This is a genomic window from Acidovorax sp. 69, from assembly GCF_002797445.1.
Classification (GTDB): Bacteria; Pseudomonadota; Gammaproteobacteria; order Burkholderiales; family Burkholderiaceae_C; genus Acidovorax.
Window position 1 is genome coordinate 4,412,551 of record NZ_PGEP01000001.1, and the last position, 23,059, is coordinate 4,435,609.

27 protein-coding genes are annotated in these 23,059 nt (G+C 65.4%); 18 read left to right on the forward strand and 9 right to left on the reverse strand.

Features of this window, described 5'->3' with window-relative positions:
• Positions 1–611 precede the first annotated feature (611 nt).
• On the reverse strand, positions 612–1,508 hold the full coding sequence (locus CLU85_RS20230; protein ID WP_198509224.1) for a triacylglycerol lipase: 897 nt from the start codon (positions 1,506–1,508) through the stop codon (positions 612–614).
• A gap of 94 nt (positions 1,509–1,602) precedes the next feature.
• On the opposite strand from CLU85_RS20230, the gene CLU85_RS23470 reads away from it, so the two are divergent.
• From CLU85_RS23470 to CLU85_RS20245, 4 genes are all read left to right on the forward strand, one after another.
• Positions 1,603–1,749 carry a hypothetical protein gene (locus CLU85_RS23470; RefSeq protein ID WP_232727882.1) on the forward strand — a complete coding sequence of 49 codons (147 nt, stop codon included), beginning with the start codon at positions 1,603–1,605 and terminating at the stop codon, positions 1,747–1,749.
• A complete protein-coding gene (locus CLU85_RS20235) occupies positions 1,749–2,345 on the forward strand; it encodes a hypothetical protein (protein WP_232727883.1) in 597 nt (198 codons plus the stop codon). Before CLU85_RS23470 ends, CLU85_RS20235 begins: the two co-directional genes overlap by 1 nt.
• 74 nt (positions 2,346–2,419) lie before the next feature.
• A complete protein-coding gene (locus CLU85_RS20240) occupies positions 2,420–4,105 on the forward strand; it encodes an AMP-binding protein (protein ID WP_100411850.1) in 1,686 nt (561 codons plus the stop codon).
• Positions 4,106–4,249: 144 nt separating this feature from the next.
• Positions 4,250–5,185, forward strand: a complete 936-nt coding sequence (locus CLU85_RS20245; protein WP_100411851.1) for an MBL fold metallo-hydrolase — start codon at positions 4,250–4,252, stop codon at positions 5,183–5,185.
• A 125-nt stretch (positions 5,186–5,310) separates the two neighbouring features.
• Here the strand turns inward: CLU85_RS20245 and CLU85_RS20250 are convergent, their stop codons facing one another.
• On the reverse strand, positions 5,311–5,895 hold the full coding sequence (locus CLU85_RS20250) for a DUF4124 domain-containing protein (RefSeq protein WP_100411852.1): 585 nt from the start codon (positions 5,893–5,895) through the stop codon (positions 5,311–5,313).
• A 109-nt stretch (positions 5,896–6,004) separates the two neighbouring features.
• The gene (locus tag CLU85_RS20255) at positions 6,005–7,990 is read right to left on the reverse strand and encodes a lytic transglycosylase domain-containing protein (protein ID WP_100411853.1); all 1,986 of its coding nucleotides are present in this window, start codon (positions 7,988–7,990) and stop codon (positions 6,005–6,007) included.
• A 14-nt stretch (positions 7,991–8,004) separates the two neighbouring features.
• Between CLU85_RS20255 and CLU85_RS20260 the strand changes: the two genes are divergently transcribed.
• The 3 genes from CLU85_RS20260 (at position 8,005) to CLU85_RS20270 (ending at position 9,703) form a co-directional block, all read left to right on the forward strand.
• Positions 8,005–8,577 carry a 5-formyltetrahydrofolate cyclo-ligase gene (locus CLU85_RS20260; protein WP_100411854.1) on the forward strand — a complete coding sequence of 191 codons (573 nt, stop codon included), beginning with the start codon at positions 8,005–8,007 and terminating at the stop codon, positions 8,575–8,577.
• A gap of 116 nt (positions 8,578–8,693) precedes the next feature.
• Positions 8,694–9,386 (forward strand): glutathione S-transferase family protein, encoded by a 693-nt coding sequence (locus tag CLU85_RS20265; RefSeq protein ID WP_100411855.1) that lies wholly within the window; start codon positions 8,694–8,696, stop codon positions 9,384–9,386.
• A gap of 8 nt (positions 9,387–9,394) precedes the next feature.
• A complete protein-coding gene (locus tag CLU85_RS20270; RefSeq protein ID WP_100411856.1) occupies positions 9,395–9,703 on the forward strand; it encodes an NIPSNAP family protein in 309 nt (102 codons plus the stop codon).
• A 24-nt stretch (positions 9,704–9,727) separates the two neighbouring features.
• On the opposite strand, the gene CLU85_RS20275 is transcribed toward CLU85_RS20270, so the two are convergent.
• Positions 9,728–10,192 carry a hypothetical protein gene (locus tag CLU85_RS20275; RefSeq protein WP_100411857.1) on the reverse strand — a complete coding sequence of 155 codons (465 nt, stop codon included), beginning with the start codon at positions 10,190–10,192 and terminating at the stop codon, positions 9,728–9,730.
• A 45-nt stretch (positions 10,193–10,237) separates the two neighbouring features.
• On the opposite strand from CLU85_RS20275, the gene CLU85_RS20280 reads away from it, so the two are divergent.
• Together CLU85_RS20280 and CLU85_RS20285 are read left to right on the forward strand one after the other, a co-directional pair.
• Entirely contained in the window at positions 10,238–11,491 is a 1,254-nt protein-coding gene (locus CLU85_RS20280) for a multifunctional CCA addition/repair protein (protein WP_100411858.1), read from the forward strand.
• A 132-nt stretch (positions 11,492–11,623) separates the two neighbouring features.
• Positions 11,624–12,082 (forward strand): GNAT family N-acetyltransferase, encoded by a 459-nt coding sequence (locus tag CLU85_RS20285; RefSeq protein ID WP_100411859.1) that lies wholly within the window; start codon positions 11,624–11,626, stop codon positions 12,080–12,082.
• A gap of 38 nt (positions 12,083–12,120) precedes the next feature.
• On the opposite strand, the gene CLU85_RS20290 is transcribed toward CLU85_RS20285, so the two are convergent.
• Entirely contained in the window at positions 12,121–12,762 is a 642-nt protein-coding gene (locus CLU85_RS20290) for an NrsF family protein (protein WP_100411860.1), read from the reverse strand.
• Complete coding sequence (locus CLU85_RS20295) at positions 12,759–13,304, reverse strand: sigma-70 family RNA polymerase sigma factor (RefSeq protein WP_100411861.1); 546 nt, start codon at positions 13,302–13,304, stop codon at positions 12,759–12,761. Before CLU85_RS20295 ends, CLU85_RS20290 begins: the two co-directional genes overlap by 4 nt.
• A 200-nt stretch (positions 13,305–13,504) precedes the next feature.
• Between CLU85_RS20295 and CLU85_RS20300 the strand changes: the two genes are divergently transcribed.
• From CLU85_RS20300 to CLU85_RS20315, 4 genes are read left to right on the forward strand one after another with little or no spacing between them, the layout of a single operon-like run.
• Complete coding sequence (locus CLU85_RS20300) at positions 13,505–13,792, forward strand: DUF2282 domain-containing protein (protein ID WP_100411862.1); 288 nt, start codon at positions 13,505–13,507, stop codon at positions 13,790–13,792.
• A gap of 18 nt (positions 13,793–13,810) precedes the next feature.
• Positions 13,811–14,662 carry a DUF692 domain-containing protein gene (locus tag CLU85_RS20305; RefSeq protein ID WP_100411863.1) on the forward strand — a complete coding sequence of 284 codons (852 nt, stop codon included), beginning with the start codon at positions 13,811–13,813 and terminating at the stop codon, positions 14,660–14,662.
• Entirely contained in the window at positions 14,653–15,420 is a 768-nt protein-coding gene (locus CLU85_RS20310; RefSeq protein ID WP_100411864.1) for a DNA-binding domain-containing protein, read from the forward strand. Before CLU85_RS20305 ends, CLU85_RS20310 begins: the two co-directional genes overlap by 10 nt.
• Before the next feature lie 9 nt (positions 15,421–15,429).
• The gene (locus CLU85_RS20315) at positions 15,430–15,915 is read left to right on the forward strand and encodes a DoxX family protein (protein WP_100411865.1); all 486 of its coding nucleotides are present in this window, start codon (positions 15,430–15,432) and stop codon (positions 15,913–15,915) included.
• Between the two features lie 10 nt (positions 15,916–15,925).
• On the opposite strand, the gene trxC is transcribed toward CLU85_RS20315, so the two are convergent.
• Positions 15,926–16,363 carry a thioredoxin TrxC gene (gene trxC, locus CLU85_RS20320; protein WP_100411866.1) on the reverse strand — a complete coding sequence of 146 codons (438 nt, stop codon included), beginning with the start codon at positions 16,361–16,363 and terminating at the stop codon, positions 15,926–15,928.
• A gap of 191 nt (positions 16,364–16,554) precedes the next feature.
• Between trxC and otsB the strand changes: the two genes are divergently transcribed.
• From otsB to otsA, 3 genes are read left to right on the forward strand one after another with little or no spacing between them, the layout of a single operon-like run.
• Positions 16,555–17,292: a trehalose-phosphatase gene (gene otsB / locus CLU85_RS20325; RefSeq protein WP_100411867.1), complete on the forward strand. Its 738-nt coding sequence runs from the start codon at positions 16,555–16,557 to the stop codon at positions 17,290–17,292.
• Positions 17,289–19,094, forward strand: coding sequence for a glycoside hydrolase family 15 protein (locus tag CLU85_RS20330; protein ID WP_100411868.1), 1,806 nt, complete (start codon positions 17,289–17,291; stop codon positions 19,092–19,094). The genes otsB and CLU85_RS20330 overlap by 4 nt, the downstream gene beginning before the upstream one ends.
• Positions 19,095–19,142: 48 nt before the next feature.
• Positions 19,143–20,522 (forward strand): alpha,alpha-trehalose-phosphate synthase (UDP-forming), encoded by a 1,380-nt coding sequence (gene otsA / locus CLU85_RS20335; RefSeq protein WP_100411869.1) that lies wholly within the window; start codon positions 19,143–19,145, stop codon positions 20,520–20,522.
• A 7-nt stretch (positions 20,523–20,529) separates the two neighbouring features.
• Here the strand turns inward: otsA and CLU85_RS20340 are convergent, their stop codons facing one another.
• Positions 20,530–20,721 (reverse strand): DUF2905 domain-containing protein, encoded by a 192-nt coding sequence (locus tag CLU85_RS20340; protein ID WP_100411870.1) that lies wholly within the window; start codon positions 20,719–20,721, stop codon positions 20,530–20,532.
• 12 nt (positions 20,722–20,733) lie between these two features.
• Positions 20,734–21,849 carry a class I SAM-dependent methyltransferase gene (locus tag CLU85_RS20345; protein ID WP_100411871.1) on the reverse strand — a complete coding sequence of 372 codons (1,116 nt, stop codon included), beginning with the start codon at positions 21,847–21,849 and terminating at the stop codon, positions 20,734–20,736.
• 10 nt (positions 21,850–21,859) lie between these two features.
• Between CLU85_RS20345 and CLU85_RS20350 the strand changes: the two genes are divergently transcribed.
• On the forward strand, positions 21,860–22,654 hold the full coding sequence (locus CLU85_RS20350) for an SDR family oxidoreductase (protein WP_100411872.1): 795 nt from the start codon (positions 21,860–21,862) through the stop codon (positions 22,652–22,654).
• A gap of 30 nt (positions 22,655–22,684) precedes the next feature.
• Positions 22,685–23,056, forward strand: coding sequence for a dihydroneopterin aldolase (locus tag CLU85_RS20355; protein ID WP_100411873.1), 372 nt, complete (start codon positions 22,685–22,687; stop codon positions 23,054–23,056).
• Positions 23,057–23,059 lie beyond the last annotated feature (3 nt).

Consider the following 23,059-nt stretch of genomic DNA (forward strand, 5'->3'; position numbering starts at 1 on the left):
TTGCTTCGCTGCGCTGCGCTCGGCCCCGTTTCGCGGGCGCAAGCGCTTAGCGCTGCGCAGCCTAGGCCGAGCGGAGCGATGGCCCGTGTGGATGTTTGGCTGTTCGGCTCCCCACCCCTGCTGGCTGCGCCTGCGGCGGGGCGGTTGCGGGGTGAGCATGGGCGTCGAAGCGCCCATGCCTCGTTGTCTAGCTCGCCGTGGCTGTTTGAACGTAGCGCGCAGCGCGAAGTGAGTTCCACGGCGCACCCCGCAACCGCCCCGTCGCAGGTCGCCCCGTAACGAAGCGAAGGGGTCGCAGACTGGGGGTCGCCTTTTCTTTGGTGACTTTCTTTTGGCGAAGCAAAAGAAAGTTACTCGCAAGCCGGGCGACTCCCGGCCTCCGCCCTCAACCCAAGCACTCTGACCCGACCAGCACGCCCAAGCTTCGACAGGCTCAGCCCGAACGGGTGAGGGCACGCACTGACTTCGACAAGCTCAGCCCGAACGGATTGGGGTGGGCGCCCTGGCTCCGGCAGGCCCAGCCCGGACGGTACTGTGGAAATCAGAGCGCTATCTAAAAAATAGCTACCAGCGCTTCATGGACATGCGCTAGAGGCCAAAACAAGCAAAAACTAAGCTCGACCTATCTCTTCGAGACAATCCTTCATCACCCCCGCATCCAACGCCATCTGCACATGCGCCACCCCCTCCACCAACCGGTTATCGGCCCCCGCCAACGCCGCCGTGGTCGCAGGGAACACGATGTTGTCGCAGTTGGAATACCAGCACGTAAACAACGCCGCCCGCCCCGCTGGCTCGGCCCGCTGCAGCGCCACCACCCAGTCCCCGGCCAGACTCATCTGCCGCCCGTTCACCGCCCGGCTGAAGCGCCCCAGCCATGTACCGCCATGCGGCGTGCCCAGCGTCAGCACCCGGTGCACACGGCCATCTGCCTGGTGCGCCCGCAGCCACGCCCGCACCGCCAGCCCGCCCATGCTGTGGCACAACAACACCGGCGCCTGCCCGGTGGCTGCCGTCACCCTGCGCACAGCGTCTTCGATGATGTCCGCGTACTCGTCAATCGAGCCCATCACCGGCTCCAGATTCACCGCCACATAGGCATGGCCCCGGGCGTGCAAATGGGCAAACCACGGCAGCCACAAGCCGCGGTTGCACATGAAGCCATGCACCAGCACCACGCCGCGTTTCCCCGTGGCCTGCGCGGGCAGCCAGTCGGGGGTGGACTGGTGGCGAAACGGCTGGCGCCAACAAAAAACCAGCAAAGCCACCCATACCTCGGCCCACCAGGCGCTTATCACCTGCAACTGACGTGCACGGGGCGCTGCGTCGGCGCGGTTGGTGAGGTGCATCAGCACAAACTCCACCGCCATCACCATCAGGTAAATACCCAGCGGCAACAACGCTCCCAGCACGGCGTGCCAAGGCGATTGGGGCCACTGCCACATCAACCACGCGGCCATGACCAGCAGGATGCACAGGAGAAGGATTCGTTGCCAGCGCGCGATCATGATGGTGGTGATGGGCAGATGTTGTAATTGACCAGACGCATTGTGCGGTCTGACCACAGCCCGACACCGCAGAACGCAGAAAGGACCCCGCCCCATGGATGCCGCCCAGACCATCCGCGATGCCATTGCCGACGTGACCGCCCAGCGCCTGCACCGCACGGGCGATCCGGCGCTGGGGCGGCTGTGGGCAGCGTCAAAAGCCTGCAGGCGCGGCGCTTTCGGGGCACCTACGCGGACCTGATGGGCTCGCCCTCGTTCGGGCCCGCAGCGCAGTTCTTTCTGGAAGAGCTGTACAGCGACACCGACTACACCGACCGCGACCTGCAGTTTGGGCGCATTGCGGGCACGCTGCAAACCATGTTCCCCCAACCGGTGGTGAACACCGCTGTGGCCCTGGCCGTGCTGCACGCGCAGACCGAAGGGCTGGACCAGGACATGGGCCGCGCGTGGCTGGCGCATGAAGCCGACGCAACGAGCGACGCCGCCCGATACACCGCCGCCTGGCGCGCCGTGGGCCAGCGCCATGCGCGCCAGGAGCAGCTCAAACGGGTGCTGGCCATGGGCACCGACCTGGCGCGCCTTACGCGCACGCCCGGCCTGCGGATGATGCTGCGCATGATGCGCGGCCCGGCGAACGCCGCTGGCATGGGCGCGCTGCAGAAGTTTCTGGAGGCGGGCTTTGACACCTTCGGCCAGCTCGCACGCCAGCGCGGCGGGGTGGAGCAGTTCCTGGCCACCATCGAGCAGCGTGAGCGGGCACTGATGGACCAATTGTTCGACGCCGATCCTGTCACCTGCGGGACCCAACTCATAAACACACTAGGACAAGCCCGATAGCCCGTTGCCCGCCCGCCTTCCACAATCTGTGCCCACCTATCAATGGCATTTGGCGAGCACAAGGAATCAAGCGCATGGAAAAGATCTGGCTCAAGAGCTACCCCCCGGGCGTCCCGCATGAGGTGAAGCCCGAGCAATACCGCTCTGTGGCCCACCTGCTGGAAGAGTCGTTCCGCAAACACGCATCGAGCCCGTTCTCGGTCTGCATGGACCAGTGGATGACCTACGGCGAGCTGGAACGCCGCTCGGCCGCACTGGGCGCCTACCTGCAAAGCCTGGGGCTGGAGCCTGGTGCGCGCGTGGCCATCATGCTGCCCAACATTCCGCAGTTTGGCGTGACCATGGCCGCCGTGCTGCGCGCGGGTTACACCTGCGTCAACGTGAACCCGTTGTACACAGCCCGCGAGCTGCAGCACCAGCTCAAGGATTCGGGCGCCACGGCCATCGTGATCCTGGAGAACTTTGCCCACACGCTGGCCGATGTCATTGACCACACGGCCGTCAAGCAGGTGGTGATGGCATCCATGGGCGACCTGCTGGGCTTCTGGTTCGGCAAATGGATCACCTTTGCCGTGCGCCACCTGGCCAAGATGGTGCCCGCCTATGACCTGCCGCTGTCGAACGGCCGCAAGGTCGTCACCTTCAAGAAGGCGCTGTCGCTGGGCGAGCACAAGTCGCTGGCGCCCAGCCAGGCCACGCTCGACTCGGTTGCCTTCCTGCAGTACACGGGCGGCACCACGGGCCTGTCCAAGGGCGCGGTGCTCACCCACCGCAACATCGTGGCCGCCACGCTGCAGGCCGAGGCCTGGTTCACGCCCGCGCTGTCCAAGGTGGGCGACCTCTCCAAGGCCAACAGCATTGCCGCGCTGCCGCTGTACCACATCTTCGCGCTCACGCTGTGCCTGCTGGCCATCCGCCAGGGCTCCAGCCTCACGCTGATCCCCAACCCGCGCGACATTCCCAAGTTCATTGCCGAACTCAAAAAACGCCCCTTCCACATGCTGCCTGCGGTGAACACGCTGTTCAACGCGCTGCTGCAAAACCCGCAGTTCAAGACGCTGGACTTCTCGCACCTGTGCGTGTCACAGGCCGGGGGCATGGCGGCCAGCGAGGGCACGGCCAAGCAGTGGCAGAAAGTGACCGGCAGCACCATGATCGAAGGCTGGGGCATGAGCGAGACCTGCGCCATCGGCACCAACAACCCCGTGACCAACACCGAGTTCAGCGGCACCATCGGCCTGCCGCTGCCGGGCATCGACATTGCCATCAAGGACGACGAAGGCAACAGCCTGCCCCAGGGCGAATCGGGCGAGATCTGCATCCGCGGCCCCAATGTGATGGTGGGTTACTACAACCAGCCCGAAGAGAACGCCAAAGCTTTCACGCCCGACGGCTTCATGCGCACGGGCGACATCGGCATCATGGACGCGGCTGGCTACACCCGCATCATCGACCGCAAGAAGGACATGATCCTGGTGAGCGGCTTCAACGTGTTCCCCAACGAGCTGGAGCAGGTCATCAGCCTGTGCCCCGGCGTGGTGGAATGTGCGGCCATTGGCATCCCCGACGAGAAGCAGGGCGAGGCCATCAAGGTGTTCATCATCAAGAACGACCCGGCCCTGACCGAGGACGAAGTGGCCAACTACTGCCACCAGAACCTCACCGGCTACAAGCGCCCCAAGTACATCGAGTTCCGCGACGAGTTGCCCAAGAGCAATGTGGGCAAGATCCTGCGGCGCGAGTTGCGCACACAAAAATAGGCGCCAACTGCGCCCCCTTCCTCTTCCCCGCGGCGAGGGGAAGGGGTCAAGGGCTGCTCTTTGCGGGTTTTGGAGGGCGTTGCGGCCCGCCGTGCTGCGGTACGCTGCCAACAGCCTTTGACCGCACAGCAACCATCTTTTCCCATGCCCACCCGCCCAGCGCCCCACGATCTCCTGCCCCGCGAAATCACCGTTCTCGAACGCGGCTGGCTGTCGGCCAACAACGTCCTCTTCATCGGCCAACACGACACCGCCATCGTGGACACCGGCTACTGCAGCCACGCCACGCAGACTGTGGCCCTGGTGCAGGATGCGCTTGCGGGCCGCGCGCTGGATCGCATCCTCAACACCCATCTGCACAGCGACCACTGCGGCGGCAACGCGGCGTTGCAAAAGGCCTGGCCCGGCGTGCTCACCGCCATTCCGCCCGGCCAGGCGGACCATGTGCGCCAGTGGGACGCCTACGCGCTGAGCTACACCCCCACAGGCCAAGAGTGCCCGCCTTTTCGGGCCGACACCCTTCTGCTGCCCGGCTCTTGTGTGCTGCTGGGCGACAAGCCCTGGCAGGTGCATGCTGCGCCGGGGCACGACCCGCACTCGGTGGTGCTGTTCGAACCCCAGGGCCGCGTGCTGATCTCGGCCGACGCGCTGTGGGAGAACGGGTTTGGCGTGGTCTTCCCCGAACTGGAGGGTGAAGATGCCTTTGCCGAGGTCGCCGCCACGCTGGATGTGATCGAAAAGCTGGCGCCGCAGGTGGTGATACCGGGCCACGGGCCGGTTTTCGCCGATGCCCCCCGCGCCATCGACGGCGCCCGCCGCCGGCTGGACGGCTTTGTACGCAATCCCGGCAAACACGCGCTCTACGCGGCCAAGGTGCTGCTCAAATACAAGCTGCTGGAATGGCAGCAGATCAGCCTGCCTGACCTCACATCGTGGGCGCAGGCCACACCATATTTCGGCATGCTGCGCGAGCGGCACTTTGCAGGGCAGACCGAGACGCAATGGTTGCAAAGCCTGGCGGATGAACTGGTGCGGTCTGGCGCCGCCGTGCGCCAGGGCGAGCTGCTGCACAACGTGTGAGGCCGTCACCCAGGCGCAGCGGTGTGCCCCGGCTAACTGCGCACCCTCGCTGCGGCCCAGCCGGCAACGGCAAGGGTGCTGTGCCCCTCTGGCGGAAGGCGCCACAGCGCATCAGGGCGACCCCGTCAGTGCTTGTGTTGATTGCCGCAACCCGTCACATGGTTCTTGCTGCTGGACATGCACTGGTAAAACGACTTCTTGTTGCCCGATGACCCCTGGCAGTCCGACACGCTGTATTTGCCCTTGTTTTCTCTGATTTGGGGCGCGGCAGAATCAAAAGCGGCCTGCGTCATGTAGCCATCGCGCACGTTCTTCTGGCCCACTTCCAACATCAGGTCCGCCTGGTAGTGGATGTTGTCCACGGCGGTGGCGCAGTTGAGTGGCACCTGCTTGCTGTCCACCGTGCCCAGCGCCTTCTTGAGCCCATCACCAAATTCCTCCACATCCTTGGAGACCTTTTTGGTGCCGTCCGGGTTGTACTGCTGCGCGCCCTTGGCGCTGGCGCCCTTGCTGCCGGATGCTCCGCCGCTGCCACTGCCGTTGTTGCTTTGCAGCTTCAGAGGCTCGGTATCCTGCTTGGCTGGTGGGGGCTGTGACCCGTAATGGGTCTTGCCGTCGGCATCGACCCATTTGTACACAGGTTGCGCCTGGACGCCAACGCCCCACGCCACCACCAAGGCCGCACAGGCCATCCACGCCAGCTTCTTCATGACATCCCCCTCATTTTTATAAGAATGCGCTTGAGCGCTTATACATAAAGCGTCAAAAGCTCTTCTATTTATAGCAAATCACTCTCGCTGAACGGACTCTGCCGCTGACTCAGGGCAAGTCCTTGTTCACCTCGGGCAACGCCGCGTCGCGCGGGCCGATGGTGCCCAGGCGGCTCTTGAGGGACTGGGGCAGGCCGGTGAGCATGGCCGCGTAGTTGGTGGTGTTGGACAGCACCTTCTTCACATAGTCGCGCGTCTCGGCAAAGGGCACGTTTTCGGCCCAGATGGCGGCGTCCAGCACGGGGCCGTTGCGCCAGCTGCGTGGGCGGCCAGGGCCTGCGTTGTAGGCCGCAGCGGCCATCGGCATGGAACCCGCAAAGTCGTCCAGTGCCAGCTTGAGGTAGGCGGTGCCGATGGTGATGTTGGTGTCGCGGTCGGTGATCTGGTCGGCGGTGAAATTGGTCAAACCTATTTTCTTGGCCGTCCAGCGGGCCGTGGCCGGCATCACCTGCATCAGGCCCGAAGCACCCACATGAGAGCGCGCATCCATCACAAAGCGGCTTTCCTGCCGAATCAGGCCATAGACATAGGCCGGGTCGATGCCGATGCCTTGGGCACGCTCCAGCACCGCGTTGCGGAACGGCGTAGGAAAACGCTGGGTGACCTCGATCACGCCCTTGGTGCGTTCACTGGTGTTGATGCAGCGATCCCACACCTCGCGCTGGCAGGCGAAGTCGGCGGCGGCCAGCAACTCGCGGTCGGGCATGCCGCCGCTCTGGTGCAGGTTGGTGGTGTAGTTCCACTCGCGCACGCCCTCGCTGCGCAGGCCGAGCAGGATCGCGTACAGGCCCCGGTTGAGCCCCGGATTGGCGCGGGCGGCGGCTTTTTCGTCGGCCGTGAGGGGGGCGGGGGCGGGCGGCACGGTGATGCGCTGGCCCAGCTCCTCCAGTGCCAGTTGCTCGTAGAAGCCGCGCGTGCCGGCAATGCCTTCGAACAGCTGGCGTGCCTCGGCACGGTCGGTCTCGCTGGGACGGCCCGCCAGTAGCGAGCGCGCCTTCCAGTACACCCAGGTGCTGTCCTGGCGGGCCTCGGGGGACATGGCGTCTACCGCCTTGCCCACCGTCTTCCACTGGCCTGCGCGCAGCGCGGCGCGCACCTTCCAGCCGAGCAAGTCGTCGTTGAGGTCGCTGTCCTTGGTGACATTGGCAAAGTGGCCCACCGCATCGCTCGACAGTTTTTGGGCCGCCGCCTTGCCGATCACGCCCCAGGCCCAGTTGCGCTCCTCGGGCGAGAGGTGCACGCTCCACTTGCTGTCGAGCTGCTGGGCAGCACCGTCCGGGTCGCTCCCAGCCAGTTTGACCAGGGCCAGCAACACCAACTCTTGCCGCACCTTGCCGCGTGCCGTGGCCCGGCCCAGCAGGTATTTGCTGGGGGTATCAAGCACATCCTTCAGCTGGGGCAGCGCATCGGGGGCAACGATTTCCACCGCATTGCGCACCACGCGCGGGCGGTTGGCCTCCACACCCAGACGCGCCTTGCGCCAAATGTCCAGCGCGCTGAGCTTCTTGGCGCCATGCAGCTCGCCCGCCGCATGGGTGCATCCATCGTCCGCATCGCGGATGCCATACCAATTGCTGCGCACCTCGTCAGCCGCCGTGGCGGGTGCCGTGCCCTTGATATGGTCGATCAGCAGCGCATAACAACGCACCTCGCGGTCATCCGACATGCGGTAGCTGGGGTGTTGTTCGGCAAATCGTCCCCAGTCGCGCCGCTGGCCCAGCAGCAGCAGCCAGTCGTTGCGCAGGCGGTCTTCCTGGTAGCTGCCGGCGTAGCGCTGCAGAAAAGACTGGATCTCCTGCGGCGAGGCCTCGCCCAAACGCACCTTCAACTCCCAGTAAGCAGCCCACGGTTCGAGCGCATGGCCCTTTGCGACGGGCAGGAGCTGCTCCAGCTTCTTGCGGTCGCTCTTGCGGAACGCCTGCTGCATCTCCAGCAGGGTATCGTCACCACGGTTTTGCGCCATGACAAGGGGCGCGGTGGCGGCCAGCAGGGTGGCGGCCACAAGGGGTGTCAGAATCGCTCTGAGAAATTGCATGGGGGAATTATCTGATGGACAAAGCAGCCCTTCGGCGCGCATTGATAGAAGAACGCCTCAACCTGCCCGACCGCCTACAGCGGGCCGACCTGTTACAACAGGTGATGCGCATCTGGCTGGTGAACCGGCCAGATACGGTGATCGGCGCCTACTGGCCCATCAAGGGTGAATTCGACCCCCTGCCCGCCCTGCACCGCTGGAAGGAAGACGGCGAGCTGCTGGACGAGCCCCAGCGCCGCCGCATCGGCCTGCCGGTGGTCGACAAAGTGCACAAGACCCTGACTTTCCATGCCTGGCACCCCGGCTGCCCGATGGAAGAAGACGCCTACGGCATCCCCAAGCCCAAGGACACCGAGGTCATCGTGCCCACGCTGCTGTTTGTGCCCTGCGTGGGCTACGCGCCGGGCGGCTATCGGCTGGGTTACGGCGGTGGTTTTTATGACCGCACGCTGGCCACGCTGCAGCCCAAGCCGTTCACCGTGGGCCTGGGTTTTACCCACGGCTACCTGGACGACTTCGAGCCCGAGGCGTTCGACCTGCCGCTCGATGCCATCCTGAACGACAACGGGGTGGTATGGCCGTTCTGACCCACTGATGCGGTCTGTGATGCGCGCAGCGCATCATTCAAGCGGTTTTTTGGCATCGCCGGAGCGCCCGGCAGCCGCTAGCATGGCGGGCTCACCCCATATTTTCAGGCGCCCCCATGCTCAAGCTCTACATCGGCAACAAGAACTACTCGTCCTGGTCCATGCGCCCCTGGGTGCTGTTGCGCCAGGCTGGCATTGCGTTTGAAGAAGTGCGCGTGCGCTTTGACAGCTTCGACGCCGACTCGGCGTTCAAGCGCGCCATTGGCGCCGTAAACCCTGCGGGCAAGGTGCCCGTGCTGATGGATGATGACCTGGTGGTGTGGGACACCCTGGCCATTGCCGAATACGTGGCCGAAACCCACCCCGACAAGATTCTTTGGCCCAAAGACGCCAAAGCCCGTGCACGCGCCCGCAGCGTCTGCGCCGAAATGCACAGCGGCTTCACCGCCCTGCGAAGCCACTGCCCCATGAACATCGAAGCGAACCTTGCCGACACCGGTGCCCTGATCTGGCGCGACCAAGCGGGTGTGCGCGCCGACGTCCAGCGCCTGGTGGACATGTGGAGCGCACTGCTGCAAGAACATGGCGGCCCGCTGCTTTTTGGCGAGTTCACCGTGGCCGACGCCTACTTTGCCCCCGTGTGCATGCGCCTGCACACCTACGCCCTGCCCGTGCCACCCCACATCGCCGCCTATGTGCAGCGTGTGCGCACCCTGCCCGGCGTGAAGGCCTGGATCGACGACGCCCTGGCCGAGAAGGACTTTCTGGACTTCGAAGAACCCTATCGCCTGCGCCATACCGAAGGCTGAGCACCACCATGGCCGTCACCATCTACCTGCGCTACGTGCTTAACACCAGCAAGCTGACAGAGTTCGAACACTACGGAAAACGGTGGATCCCGCTGGTCGAGAAATTCGGCGGCCAGCACCACGGCTATTTCATGCCCAGCGAGGGCGCCAACAACATCGCGCTGGCGCTGTTCACCTTCGACAGCCTTGCGGCCTACGAGCGGTACCGCGAGGCGTCGATGCAGGACGCGGAATGCCAGGCGGCGTTCCGTTACGCCAAGGAGACGGGCTGCATAGTGAGCTATGAACGGAGCTTTTTCCGGCCTATGTTCCGCTGAACGGGCACGGGCAGACCGACCCCGCTACCGAAACTGCTTGCGCAAAAACGCCTTGTGCCGTGCGATGTGCGCGAGCTGGGCCGGGGCCATGCTGCCACCCAGATCTTCGTCCTCGGTATTGAGCACCTGGTTGGCATAAACCATCGCGCGGGCCACCACGTCTTCTTCGCTCACCCCCTGCGCGGCGGCCAGGTCCATTGCCACGCGGCGCATGGCACGCTGCGACAGCATCCACATCGCGCCATAGGAATCCCACGCAGCCGCCACCTCTTTAAACTTATCGTGCTCGGCCAGGATGTCATTGAGCGGCTTGGCCAGGATCTCCTTCAAACCCTCCACCTGGGTCTTGAGCGCTTCCAGCTGCGCCTCGCGCTGCAGGGCTTCGGCCGCCGCGTTGGCCGCTGCGTCGGGCGCCGTGGGCACGGGCACGCTGCCGTCGGGGTTGAGCTGGGCAATGGTGAGGTCGGATAGTTCGGACGATAGGGGCATGGTGGGCTGGAATATAAGGCCGAGGGCCCGGCCTAAACTATGCCGATGCAAATCTACATGGTGGGCGGCGCGGTCCGCGACAAGCTGCTGGGCCGGCCCGTGAATGACCACGACTGGGTGGTGGTGGGCGCCACGCCCGAGCAGATGCTGGAGCTGGGCTATCTGCCCGTGGGCCGCGACTTTCCGGTGTTTCTGCACCCCGAGACGCGCGAGGAATACGCGCTGGCGCGCACCGAACGCAAGAGCGGGCGGGGTTACCGGGGTTTTGAGGTGCAAAGCTCACCCGATGTGACGCTGGAAGAAGACCTGTCGCGCCGCGACCTTACTATCAATGCAATAGCTACTAGCGCTTATAGAACAAGCGCTGGAGGCATATTTGATCCATATTCTGGCGCTAAAGACATCGAGGCACGGGTGCTGCGCCACGTGACCGATGCGTTCCGCGAAGACCCGGTGCGCATCCTGCGCGTGGCGCGGTTTGCTGCACGGTTCACCGACTTCACCGTGGCGCCCGAGACGATGCAGCTGATGCGCGAGATGGTGGCGCATGGCGAGGTGGACCACCTGGTGGCCGAACGCGTGTGGCAAGAGCTGGCGCGCGGGCTGATGGAAGAAAAACCCTCGCGCATGTTCGAGGTGCTGCGCGAGTGCGGCGCGCTGCAGGTGCTGCTGCCCGAGGTGGCGCGCCTGTGGGGCGTGCCCCAGCGCGCCGAATACCACCCCGAGGTGGACACCGGCGTGCACCTGATGATGGTGCTGGACATGTCGGCCCGGCTGCAAGCCCCCTTGACGGTGCGTTTTGCCTGCCTGGCGCACGACCTGGGCAAAGGCAGCACGCCGGCCGACCTGCTGCCGCGCCACATCGGGCACGAGGAGCGCAGCGCCAAATTGCTCCGGGGCGTGGCCGATCGCCTGCGTGTGCCTGTGGACTGCCGCGAGACGGCCGATGTGGTCGCCCGCGAGCATGGCAACATCCACCGCAGCAGCACGTTGTCGGCCGCCGCCCTGCTGCGCCTGCTGGAGCGTTGCGACGCGATCCGCAAGCCAGAGCGGTTTGCCGACATCCTGCTGGCCTGCGAATGTGATGCACGCGGACGGCTGGGGTTTGAAGAATCGGCCTACCCGCAGCGCCCCCGCCTGGCAGCAGTGCTGGCTGCGGTGCAGTCGTTGGTGACGCGCGACATTGCCGCGCACGCCGCAGCCAAAGGCGTGAGCGGCCCGCAGGTGGGCGCATTGATCCACCAGGGGCGTGTCGACGTGGTGGCGCAGTGGCTGGTGCACCACGGCGACGCGGCCTGACCCTGCGCACAGCGCCCCAAAACGCGGGCAGAACTGCTCCTACAATCCGCGTCCGCTCGCCCCCCTCATCCGGGGTGCAGTTTTGCAAACCCCGCACGCCTCTTCGCGCCCTTCTTCCATCCCAAAGCCGCCATGACTGCTGTGCACATCCGCCCTGCCACACCGGCCGACGCCGACGCCATCGCGCCACTGTTTGACGCCTACCGGCAGTTCTACGAGCAGACGCCAGACCTCGCCAAAGCACACGCATTCGTTGCCGAGCGGCTGGAGCGCCAAGAGTCGGTGATCCTGCTGGCGCTGGATGCGTCACAGGCGGCTGTGGGCTTTTGCCAGCTCTACCCCACGTTCTGCTCGGTGGAGGCAGCGCCCATCTACACGCTGTACGACCTGTTCGTGGCCGCTGCGGCGCGCAAGACGGGCGCCGGGCGTAGCCTGCTGATGGCAGCCGATGCCACAGCACGCGCCCATGGCAAGGTGCGCATGGACCTGACCACTGCACACACCAACACCACGGCGCAGTCACTCTACGAATCGCTGGACTGGACGCTGGACACGGTGTTTCGTGCCTACAGCAAGCAGGTTGCGGCCTGACCCGAGCACCGCCCACCGGACCACTGCGCCGATCGCGATTACCAGTGCAGCAGGCGCGGGCCCAATAACGCCCCCAGCGCCGTCGGGATGGCCATGCCCGCCAGGTACCAGACCGCCAGGAACGGGGTGGCCATCTCGGGGCAATGCAGCGCATACACCAAGGCGCCCAACGCACCCGCCAACAGGCCAGCCCCTGCACCGGCCCAGGCCAAACGGGTAGGCGCCGCACCTTTGAGTGCCCAAAACCCGGCCACAAAAGCAGGCACCGACAACGCCGCAATATTGAATGGGCAGGTGCGCCAGGTGCTGCCCAGGATGAGTGGCAATCGCTCGGCGGGGGAGACCTGCGACAGCGCCAGGAGCGCCATCGCCCAGAGCACCAGCGGCGGCAAAGCCAGCAGCGGCACGGCATGCCCCAGCGCCATGCCGGGGCGGGCCATGCGGCGCAGCAGTGCCAGCCCGGCAGCCGCCAGGGCCGCCGCAAACACCAACTTGCCCCAGAACATGGGCAGCGCCATGGTCGACAGCAAATCGGGCCGCAGGCCGAACAGGGCCAACATCAGTACGGCGGCGCCCGCAATACCCGCCAGCGTGGCCACCACAAAACGCCGCTCTATCGCGTTGTTCTGCACCGGCCGGTCATCCAGGGCCAGCAGGTGGATCAATTCATCGGTTTTCATGCCATTCCCCTGATCTTGGCGGCCAAGGCCTTGAGCCCCCGGTGCACGCCGACTTTGACGGCCGATTCCGACAGCCCTGTGAGGCGCGCCGTCTCGACCACCGACAAACCTTCCAGCTTCACGTACTCAATCGGCAGACGCTGCTTGTCGGGCAACGTCCGCAGCAATTGCCCCAGATCGCGCCGCGCTTCAGCAGCCTCGCTGTCGCTGCTGGCAAACAATTCGCTGGCATCGTCCAGCGGGTCGTTGCGCCCTTCCTTCACGGCGTGCGAGCGGAACCAGTCGATGAGCTTGTAGCGCGCAATCGCATGCACCCAGGCCGTCACCGGCATCTCGGGCCGGTAGGTGTGGCGCTGGTTGTGCACCGCCAGCAATGTCTCTTGCACCAGATCCTCCACTTCGTCAGGCCGTTGCATCAGGCGGCGGCGCAAAAAAGCGCGCAGGTGGGCGCTCAGCTCTTTCAGAAAGCGCTGGTACGCAGCTGCATCGGCGTCCAACCCCTGCAAAAGCAAACCGCGCAACCGCTCTTCCACAATCTCCATGGCGTCTCCCTAGGGGGAAGTTCGGACCCAAAGGTCCATCGGTTACACCTCCCGCGAAATAAATACCGCGCAACTATTTGTCGATGCGGTGTAACCGGGCCGGTGCACTGCGCGAATTACAACGCAGATCGGGCAGTTTGGACGAACCGCAGTGCGGTACCCCGGTCGGTTTCAACCCTCAACACCTGGAGAACACCATCATGACCACTCGCACCCTCAGCCTCGGCGCCCTCGCCCTTGCCGCCCTGGCCTCCGGCGCCGCCATTGCCCAAACCGCTCCGGCCGATGCCGCCAAACCCGCCATGGAAAAGTGTTACGGCGTCTCGATGGCTGGCAAAAACGACTGCGCTGCGGGTCCCGGCACCACCTGCGCGGGCACCTCGAAGATGGACTACCAGGCCAACGCCTGGAAGTTCGTACCCGCCGGAACCTGCGCCTCGATCAAGACCCCCAAGGGCATGGGCATGCTGACGCCCATGAAGAGCTGATCCGGCCCGGGGCACACCATGGCACCGATCCTCACCGCCGGCCTGGGCCTCAAGCCCCAGCACTATGGCGAGGCGCTGCACTGCAACGCCCCCGGCCTGTGGTGGGAGGTGCATCCCGAAAACTACCTGGCCGATGGCGGCCCACGCCTGGCCTGGCTGGAGGCCATCCGGGCACGCCACCCCGTAGCCCTGCACGGCGTGTCGCTGTCGCTGGCCGCCGACGCACCGCCCGATGCAGCGCACCTGGCCCGGCTGGCAGGCCTGGTCCGGCGCATAGAACCCGCACTGGTCTCTGAGCACCTGGCCTGGTCTACCTGGCGGGGGCATTACCTGCCGGACCTGCTGCCATTTCCCCGCACAACCGCGGCACTGCAGCGCATTGCAGACAACATCGCGCGCACGCAAGATGTGCTGCAACGGCCCATCGCGATCGAAAACCCCACGCACTACCTGCACATCGATGGCCACGAGTGGGCAGAAACCGGCTTTCTGGCCGAACTGGTGCAGCGCACCGGTTGTGCCCTGCTGCTGGATGTGAACAACGTTTACATCAGCGCGAACAACCTGGGCTTCAGCGCGCAGGATTACCTCGACGCTTTCCCCCTGCACGCCGTGGCCGAGATCCACCTTGCGGGTCACCATGCGGACCCTGTGCACGGCAACGCCTTGCTCATCGACAGCCACGACGCCCCGGTGGCGCATGCCGTGTGGTCGCTGTACCAAAACGTGGTCGCGCGCGCAGGCCCGCTGCCTACCCTCATCGAACGTGATGACCAGCTGCCGCATTTCGACGAACTGCTGGGCGAACGCGAGCAGGCCCACCGCACGCTCATGGCGATGTACACCGAGGAGGTCGCACCATGCCGTTGAGCGACTTTCAGGAATGCTTCTCGGCCGCGTTGCTGGGCGACGGGCAGGTACCACGCGCGCCCTGGCTGGTGGCACTGGAGTCGCAGCCCGGCTTTGCCGTGTACCGCAACACCGTACTCAAGGGCTGCCTCGACGCGCTGCAGGCCAACTACCCCACGGTATGCCAGCTGGTGGGCGCAGACTGGTTCCGTGCAGCGGCGGCGGTGTATGCCCACACCCAGCCGCCCCCGGACGGACGGCTGATGGACTACGGCGCTGGATGGGGCGATTTCCTGGCCGGTTTTGCACCTGCCGCCGAGCTGCCCTACCTGCCCGCTATTGCCCACCTGGACCGGTGCTGGACCGAATGCCATCTGGCCGCCGACGCCGCCACCGTGGACCGGGCGTGGCTGGCCCGTCAGGACCCCGCTGCATTGGCCGGCCTGCGGCTGAAGCCCCACCCCGCTGCCCGCTGGTCCTGGTGCGATGAGCACCCGGCGTACACCCTTTGGTTGTGCCACCGTGAGGGCTGGGACGTCCCCGAATCGCTGGCCTGGCGGGGCGACGGCGGCCTGCTCACGCGGCCCCATGCCGAAGTCACCTGGCGCCCACTGGCACACGCAGGGGTCGCCTTCATGGACGCCTGCGCTCAAGGACACCCGCTGGAGGCTGCTGCCACCCGCGCATTGGACACCGATCCGACCACCGATTTTTCCGCACTGGTGGGCAACCTGCTGGACGCGGGAGCCCTGATCTCAAACCACTCGCACACCGACTGAGAAGGCCCCATGAACACCCCGAACAGCGCCACCACCCACGTCCCCGCATCCTCCACCAAAGGCCCGCGTGTGTTGCTAGGCCGCCTGGCCGATGTCGCCACGTGGCTCACACCCCACAGCCTGCTGGCCCTGGTCAACCGTGTGGGCGTGGCGAGCATCTTCTGGATGTCGGCACGCACCAAGGTCGAGGGCTGGTTCACGATCTCCGACAGCGCCTACGCGCTGTTCCGCGAGGAATACAAACTGCCCCTGGTGCCGCCCGAACTGGCCGCGCAGATGGCCACCGTGGCCGAGCATGTGTTTCCCATCCTGCTCGTGCTGGGCCTGTTCACCCGCCTGTCGGCTGTGGCCTTGCTGGGCATGACGCTGGTCATCCAGGTTTTTGTCTATCCCGATGCCTGGCCCACCCATTTGTCGTGGGCGGGATTGATGCTTTATGTGGCCGGGCGCGGCGCTGGCAATGTATCGCTGGACCGCGTTCTGGGAATCCGCTGATCGTTGCGTTTCAGCCTGCGGCCGTCTGCACCCAGCGCACAATGTCCGCAGCACCCAGCGCCCCCGAGATGCGTGCCACCTCACGCCCTTGCTTGAAAAGAATCATGGTCGGAATACTGCGGATCGCGTAACGCGCCGCAATGGCCTGGAGATCTTCGGTATTGAGCTTGGCCAAGCGCACACGCGGCTCCAGCTCCCGGGCAGCCTGAGCAAAAGCAGGTGCCATCTGGCGGCACGGCCCGCACCAGGGCGCCCAAAAATCCACCAGCACCGGGATGTGGCTGCGTCCCACATGTTTGTCAAAACTTACCCCGTCCAGCTCCAGCGGGGCGCCCGCAAAAAGCCCTTGGTGGCATTTTCCGCAATCGGGCGCGTTGGCCAGATCGGCGCTTTGCACCCGGTTCGTGGTGTGGCAATGCGGGCAGACGATGTGCAGGGCTTCGGTCATGGGCGGGCAATCGGTTTCAAGCAAGAACAGGGCATTGATACATTGCGGCAGAAGCTTCGCGTTTCAAGAGTGGGACCGGCACGCCCGGACGTTGGCATGTTGCAAGGGGTCGCACACGTTGCGCGCGTTTACCCGTATTGAATCCCCCCTTTTAGCAAGTCAGCTTCATGGCGTCTGCTAAGGTTTGGCCCATGCAGCGGCTCCCCTTACTGACAACTGCCCATGCGCTTTTTCTGGACTTCGACGGCACACTCACCGAGCTGGCGCCGCGCCCCGAGGCGGTACGCGTGGCATCAGGACTGCCCCCCACGCTCGCATCACTGCACACCCACCTGGGCGGCGCGCTGGCCATCGTGACCGGGCGGCCCGAGGCCGATATCGACCGGTTCCTGGCCCCGTTGCGCCTGCCACTGGCCAGCGAGCATGGCGCCCAATACCGCCTGGGCAACACCTCCGTCCCTGCCGTCTCCGCTCCCGATCTGGGGTTCGTCTTGCAGGCGGCCCAGAGCCTTGCCGCGCGCCACCCTGGTCTGCTGGTAGAGACCAAGCGCGTCAGCGTGGCCCTGCACTACCGCCAGGCCCCGCAACTGGAGGCGCTGTGCCACGACACGCTGGCCCGTGCCATGCGCCATGTGGAAGGCGTGGAACTGCTCTGCGGCAAATGTGTCTTTGAAGTGAAGCCCTGTGGCGCCCACAAGGGCCAGGCCATCGCCGATTTCATGACCCAGGCACCTTTTGCCGGGCGTATCCCGGTCTTTGTCGGTGATGACGTCACGGACGAGACGGGTTTTGCCGCCGTGCAGGCGCGGGGCGGCTGGGGCATCAAGGTGGGCGAAGGGCCGACCATGGCACAACACCGCTGCATGACATCTGCCGCCTTGCGCGGCTGGCTGTCTTCTGCACGCACGACCCTGGAGCGCGAACGATGAACACAGCCGCCAATGGCCCCCAGACGGGCTCGCTCAACCTCGGAATGATCGGCAACTGCGCCATCAGCGCACTGATCGACAACCATGCCCGCATGGTGTGGTGCTGCCTGCCACGCTTTGATGGCGACCCGGTGTTCAACGCCCTGCTGCAGCCCGGCGACGACGGCAGCCACTTCGCGATCGAGCTGGAAGACCTGGCCTCAGCCCACCAGTGGTACGAGCCCAACACCGCCATCCTGCGCACACAGCTGTTCGACAAGGCGGGGCATGGCGTGGAGATCACCGACTTTGCGCCGCGCTTTTACAGCCGGTCGCGCTACTTTCGGCCCATGACGCTGGTGCGCCGGGTGCGCCCCCTCCAGGGCGCGCCGCGCATCCGCGTGGCGATCAAAGTGCGCTATGACTGGGGCCAGACCGAGCCCGAGATCACGCGCGGCAGCAACCACATCCGCTACGTGGGTGAGAGCATGACCTTGCGCCTGTCCACCGATGCGCCGATCTCGCATGTGTTGTCGGGCCAGGCGTTCGTGCTCACGCGCGATCATCACTTTCTGCTGGGGGCCGACGAGACGCTGGTGGACGGCATTGCCGACACCGCGCGCCTGTTCGAGCAAGAGACCACGGCCTACTGGCGCAGCTGGAGCCGCGCCCTGGCCGTGCCGCTGGAGTGGCAGGAGGCCGTGATTCGCGCGGCCATCACGCTCAAGCTCTCGCTGTACGAAGACACCGGCGCCATCGTGGCCGCCATGACCACCAGCATCCCCGAGTCCGCCCACAGTGGCCGCAATTGGGACTACCGCTACTGCTGGCTGCGCGATGCATTTTTTGTGGTGCGCGCGCTCAACAGCATCTCCGAGGTGGGCACCATGGAGGACTACCTGCGCTGGCTGAGCAATGTGGTGGTCGAAGGTGGCGACGGCCACATCCAGCCGCTGTACGGCATCGGGCTGGAGAAGGAATTGCCTGAAAGCCTCGTGCCCCAGTTGGCGGGCTACCGGGGCATGGGCCCTGTGCGCGTGGGCAACCAGGCGGCCGAGCATTTCCAGCACGATGTGTACGGCAACATCGTGCTGGGCGCCGCCCAGGCGTTCCACGATCACCGCCTGCTGCACCGCGCGGGCCTGGCCGAGTTCACGCGGCTGGAACAGGTGGGCGAGAACGCTGTGCGTGTGTACGGCCAGCCCGATGCGGGCATGTGGGAGCTGCGCACGCGCGCCCGGGTGCACACCTCATCGGCCCTGATGAGCTGGGCCGCGTGTGACCGCCTTGCGAAGATCGCCGTCACCTTGCAACTGGCCGATCGGGCCCAACACTGGCAACAGCATGCAGACCGCATGCGCACCGAGATCCTCGACAAATCCTGGTGCGAATCGCGCCAGGCCTTTGCCGAGAGTTTTGGCGGCCATGAGCTGGATGCCAGCGTGTTGCTGATGGCCGAGGTCGGCCTCATCGACCCGAAAGACCCGCGCTTCGTGAGCACCGTGGAGGCCATGGAAAAGAGCCTGTGCGATGGCCCCTACATGCGCCGCTATGAGGCGGCCGACGACTTCGGCAAGCCTGAGACGGCCTTCAATATCTGCACCTTCTGGCGCATCGATGCCCTGGCGCGGATTGGCCGCAAAGCCGAGGCGCGCGCCATCTTCGAGACCATGCTGGCCGCCCGCAACCCGCTGGGCCTGCTGTCGGAAGACACGCACCCCGACACCCGAGAGATGTGGGGCAACTTCCCGCAGACCTATTCGATGGTGGGCGTGATCAACGCCGCAGTACGCCTTTCGGCGCCCTGGGACAGCGTGATTTGAGGCGGTGTCTGACAACGCCGCACCTCCTGTTACAGGGATGATCGACCGATGAGCCGTCTTGTCGTTATCTCCAACCGCCTCGCAGATCCCCGCAAACCCGCCGCAGGGGGCTTGGCCGTCGCCCTGGGCGAAGCCCTGAACCAGACCGGAGGGTTGTGGTTTGGCTGGAGCGGCAACGTGGTCGAAGGCGGCACGCCCGGCGAGGGCGAACTGCACACCCGCCAGGCCGGTGCCGTGACCCTCGCCACCGTCGACCTGTGCCGCGAAGACCACGACAGCTACTACCACGGCTACAGCAACAGCGTGCTCTGGCCGGTTTTCCACTACCGCCTGGATCTGGCCGACTTCAACGCCAGCTACATCGCAGGGTACCGGCGTGTGAACCAGATGTTTGCACGCAAGCTGCTGCCCTTGCTGCGGGATGACGACATCATCTGGGTGCACGACTACCACCTCATCCCCCTGGCCGCCGAGCTGCGCGCCATGGGCTGCAAGCAGCGCATCGGCTTTTTCTTGCACATCCCCATGCCGCCGCCGCTCATCATGGCGGCCATCCCTCAGCATGAGTGGCTGATGCGCTCACTCTTCGCCTACGACCTGGTGGGCCTGCAGAGCGAGGCCGACGTGTCGCATTTCACGCGCTATGTGCGCAACGAAGGCAGTGCCGAGGCACTGGACGAGCGGCGGGTACGTGCGTTCGGCGCTACGGTGGTGGTGCAATCGTTTCCTATCGGCATCGATGTGGACGAGTTCACCCGCCTGACCCACGCGCCCGACGCAGTGGAGACTTACGAAAACATGCGCGACGAGTACTCGCGCAGGCGCCTGTTGCTGGGCATTGACCGGCTCGACTACTCCAAGGGCATTCCGCACCGCGTGCGCGCGTTCCGCGAACTGCTGGACCGCTACCCGGAAAACCGCGACAGCGCCACACTCATCATGATCGCCTCGCCCACGCGCGACGACGTGCATGCCTATGCCGACCTGCGGCAAGAGCTGGAGGGCCTGTGTGGCTCGGTGAATGGCGACTATGGCGAGCTCAACTGGATGCCCGTGCGTTACATCCACCGCATGGTCGCACGCAAACGGGTGCCAGGCCTGTGCCGGGCCGCTGCCGTGGGCCTGGTCACGCCGCTGCGCGACGGCATGAACCTGGTCGCCAAGGAATACGTGGTGGCGCAAGACCCAGACGACCCGGGCGTTCTGGTGTTGTCACGGTTTGCCGGGGCTGCCGAGCAACTCAAGGAGGCTTTGCTGGTCAACCCCTACGACACCCAGGGCATGGCAGACAGCATTCAGCAGGCGCTGCAGATGCCGCTGGCCGAGCGACGGGCACGCCACCAGAAGCTCATGGCACGCATCCGTGGGCAGGATGTGCACTGGTGGCGCCATGCATTCCTGAGCGCCTTGCAGGCTGCGGGCCCATAAAAACGGGCTACAGCAGCTTGGTCAGCAGGCCGACCACAAAACTCAGCAGCAGCGTGGACGCCAGCGGTACATCCCAGTCCCGCCCCAGCCACCGGAAACGGAAGTCCCCCGGCAAGCGCCCAAAACCCATGCGGCGCAGAAACGGCGACAGCCAGCTGATGAACATCAGGGCCAGAAAGACGACAAGGAACCAGCGCATGGTGGGGCGGTGTTACAAGCGGTGCGACCGGTCCCCGTGCACAAACCCCACCGGCTCCCACGGCTCGCCCGCGCCCAGCGCGAGCACCTTGAACAGCTCGCCCATTTCATGCTCCATGATCAATTTGGCCGCTGTGGCACGGTCCGCTTGCGGTAGCTGCTCCATCTTGGGTGCCAATCCGCAGTTGATGAGGAAATGCGCTTGCGTGGTGTAGCCCAGCACGCTCAGGCCCGCCTCCTGCGCGGCCAGCGCCATCGCGGTGAAGTTGACATGGGCCGTGATGTCCTTGCGGCCCACTGCCACCAGCGGGTCGCTGTCGGCCAGATGCCCTTGGTGACACATGACAGTGCCCATATGGCGCTGGGGGTGGTAGTACTCACTCTCGCCAAAACCATAGTCCAGCAAAAAGGCTGCTCCGCGCGTGAGCCGGTCGGCCAGTGTGCGGATGAAGCCTTCGCCCTGCGCGTGGATCTCGGTCAGGTAGTCCTGCGGGCCTTCAATGTCGAGCGGCGGGCGAAGATCGGTGGGGCGGTCGGCCCACGCAAAGTGGCCATCATCAACCACCACCCCGCGCTCATGCCACACACCTCCCTGCTGGCCGCCGTGGCGGGCGAGCAGTTGCACGGGCATGGCATCGAGCACCTCGTTGCCCACCACCACGCCGCTGAATTTCTCAGGCAAGGCATCCACCCAGCGCAACTTGTGGGCGTGGGCTACCAGCTTGGCCTGCTGGCGCGCGCGCAGGCTGCCCGACAGGTCAACGATGGTGTAGCGCTGTACCTGGTCGCCCAGCGTGTCGAGCAGTTGCAGCGCAAGGGCGCCCGAGCCCGCGCCGAACTCCCACACCTCGTCGGTACCGGTCTGCGCCAATGCCTCGCCCACCTGCACGGCCAGCGTCTGGCCGAACAAGGGGGTCAGCTCGGGCGCGGTCACAAAGTCGCTGCCAGACTCGGGCATGGTGCCGAATTTGGTGGAATCGTTGGCGTAGTAGCCCAGGCCCGGGGTGTACAGGGCCAGCGCCATGAAGCGGTCAAAACCCAGCCAGCCGCCCTCGGCGGCAATGGCCTGGGCAATGTGCTGGTACAGGGCGGTCGTTAAACTGTCGGGTCTTTGGGTCACGGCCCGCATTGTCCCCCACATGTCCACCCCTTCCCTTTCTTCCGGTCCCCGCACCGTGCTGGTGACTGGCGCCGCCAAGCGCCTGGGCCGCGGCATTGCGCTGGCCCTGGCTGCGGGCGGCTGGCAGGTGGCGGTGCACTACCGGTCGTCCGAGCAAGATGCTATTGAAACCGTAGCTGCTTGCGCACGACTGACAAGCGGTAGCGCTCATTTTGATGCTGATTTTGACAACGAAACCGCCGTGCGCGGCTTGCTGCCCCGCGTGGTGGCGCACTTTGGCCGCGTGGATGCGGTGGTCAACAGTGCCTCGCTGTTCGAGCATGACACCGCACAGACTTTCGGCTTTGCCGCGCTGGAAAAACACCTGCGCAGCAACACCGCCGCCCCCGTGTTGTTGGCCCAGGCGCTGCACCAGCATGTGGCCGACCGCACTGCGGCAGGCGAAGCCGATGCCCAGGGCGCCGTGGTCAACCTGCTGGACCAGAAGCTCTGGAACCAGAACCCCGATTTTGTGAGCTACACGCTCTCCAAGGCCGCGCTGGAGGCTGCTGGCACCATGCTGGCCCTGGCCCTGGCGCCGCGGGTGCGCGTGGTGGGCGTGGCGCCGGGCCTCACGCTGACCAGCCACATGCTCAGCGACGACAAGTTTGCCCAGTTACACGCCCTGAGCCCGCTGGGCCGCTCGTCCACCGCCGAGGACGTGGCGAGCACGGTGAAGTTTGCGCTGGAGAACCGCTCGATCACCGGCACCACACTGCTCGTGGACGGTGGCCAGCACCTGATGAAGTTTGACCGCGATTTTTCGATGATGTGAGCGCACGCTCGCTCACCCCAGGACCTTTTCATGACCACAGCAGCAGGCACCCAGATCCTCACGCTCACCGGCTTGCGCTTTGACGCCAACCTGGGCATCCTCGACCACGAAAAAACGGCCCCCCAGCCCATCCAGGTCGATGCCGAACTGAGCCTGGGCATGCAGCCGCTGGCCCCGCGCGACGACGACATCGGCCATGTGCTGGACTACCGCCGCGTGCGCCAGATCATCATTGACGAGTGCACCGCCGAACACGTGAATCTGCTGGAGAGCCTGATCGGCAAGCTGGCCAACCGCCTGATGCAGCTACCCGGCGTGCTGGGCGTGCGGGTGAAGATTGCAAAACTGGAAATTTTTGACGACTGCGAAGTGGCCATTCGCGTCGAGACAGGACAGTGGTAACCC

Excerpts from the sequence above, each read along its gene's own strand:
- CLU85_RS20310 (WP_100411864.1), top strand. The coding sequence starts at position 14,653 with ATGCCGTTGAGCGACTTTCAGGAATGCTTCTCGGCCGCGTTGCTGGGC.
- CLU85_RS20315 (WP_100411865.1), top strand. The coding sequence starts at position 15,430 with ATGAACACCCCGAACAGCGCCACCACCCACGTCCCCGCATCCTCCACC.
- trxC (WP_100411866.1), bottom strand. The coding sequence starts at position 16,363 with ATGACCGAAGCCCTGCACATCGTCTGCCCGCATTGCCACACCACGAAC.
- CLU85_RS20300 (WP_100411862.1), top strand. The coding sequence starts at position 13,505 with ATGACCACTCGCACCCTCAGCCTCGGCGCCCTCGCCCTTGCCGCCCTG.
- CLU85_RS20350 (WP_100411872.1), top strand. The coding sequence starts at position 21,860 with ATGTCCACCCCTTCCCTTTCTTCCGGTCCCCGCACCGTGCTGGTGACT.
- CLU85_RS20305 (WP_100411863.1), top strand. The coding sequence starts at position 13,811 with ATGGCACCGATCCTCACCGCCGGCCTGGGCCTCAAGCCCCAGCACTAT.
- CLU85_RS20270 (WP_100411856.1), top strand. The coding sequence starts at position 9,395 with ATGGCCGTCACCATCTACCTGCGCTACGTGCTTAACACCAGCAAGCTG.
- CLU85_RS20280 (WP_100411858.1), top strand. The coding sequence starts at position 10,238 with ATGCAAATCTACATGGTGGGCGGCGCGGTCCGCGACAAGCTGCTGGGC.
- CLU85_RS20265 (WP_100411855.1), top strand. The coding sequence starts at position 8,694 with ATGCTCAAGCTCTACATCGGCAACAAGAACTACTCGTCCTGGTCCATG.
- CLU85_RS20250 (WP_100411852.1), bottom strand. The coding sequence starts at position 5,895 with ATGAAGAAGCTGGCGTGGATGGCCTGTGCGGCCTTGGTGGTGGCGTGG.
- CLU85_RS20275 (WP_100411857.1), bottom strand. The coding sequence starts at position 10,192 with ATGCCCCTATCGTCCGAACTATCCGACCTCACCATTGCCCAGCTCAAC.
- CLU85_RS23470 (WP_232727882.1), top strand. The coding sequence starts at position 1,603 with ATGGATGCCGCCCAGACCATCCGCGATGCCATTGCCGACGTGACCGCC.
- CLU85_RS20355 (WP_100411873.1), top strand. The coding sequence starts at position 22,685 with ATGACCACAGCAGCAGGCACCCAGATCCTCACGCTCACCGGCTTGCGC.
- CLU85_RS20240 (WP_100411850.1), top strand. The coding sequence starts at position 2,420 with ATGGAAAAGATCTGGCTCAAGAGCTACCCCCCGGGCGTCCCGCATGAG.
- otsA (WP_100411869.1), top strand. The coding sequence starts at position 19,143 with ATGAGCCGTCTTGTCGTTATCTCCAACCGCCTCGCAGATCCCCGCAAA.
- CLU85_RS20235 (WP_232727883.1), top strand. The coding sequence starts at position 1,749 with ATGGGCTCGCCCTCGTTCGGGCCCGCAGCGCAGTTCTTTCTGGAAGAG.
- CLU85_RS20330 (WP_100411868.1), top strand. The coding sequence starts at position 17,289 with ATGAACACAGCCGCCAATGGCCCCCAGACGGGCTCGCTCAACCTCGGA.
- CLU85_RS20245 (WP_100411851.1), top strand. The coding sequence starts at position 4,250 with ATGCCCACCCGCCCAGCGCCCCACGATCTCCTGCCCCGCGAAATCACC.
- CLU85_RS20290 (WP_100411860.1), bottom strand. The coding sequence starts at position 12,762 with ATGAAAACCGATGAATTGATCCACCTGCTGGCCCTGGATGACCGGCCG.
- otsB (WP_100411867.1), top strand. The coding sequence starts at position 16,555 with ATGCAGCGGCTCCCCTTACTGACAACTGCCCATGCGCTTTTTCTGGAC.
- CLU85_RS20345 (WP_100411871.1), bottom strand. The coding sequence starts at position 21,849 with ATGCGGGCCGTGACCCAAAGACCCGACAGTTTAACGACCGCCCTGTAC.
- CLU85_RS20295 (WP_100411861.1), bottom strand. The coding sequence starts at position 13,304 with ATGGAGATTGTGGAAGAGCGGTTGCGCGGTTTGCTTTTGCAGGGGTTG.
- CLU85_RS20230 (WP_198509224.1), bottom strand. The coding sequence starts at position 1,508 with ATGATCGCGCGCTGGCAACGAATCCTTCTCCTGTGCATCCTGCTGGTC.
- CLU85_RS20255 (WP_100411853.1), bottom strand. The coding sequence starts at position 7,990 with ATGCAATTTCTCAGAGCGATTCTGACACCCCTTGTGGCCGCCACCCTG.
- CLU85_RS20340 (WP_100411870.1), bottom strand. The coding sequence starts at position 20,721 with ATGCGCTGGTTCCTTGTCGTCTTTCTGGCCCTGATGTTCATCAGCTGG.
- CLU85_RS20285 (WP_100411859.1), top strand. The coding sequence starts at position 11,624 with ATGACTGCTGTGCACATCCGCCCTGCCACACCGGCCGACGCCGACGCC.
- CLU85_RS20260 (WP_100411854.1), top strand. The coding sequence starts at position 8,005 with ATGGACAAAGCAGCCCTTCGGCGCGCATTGATAGAAGAACGCCTCAAC.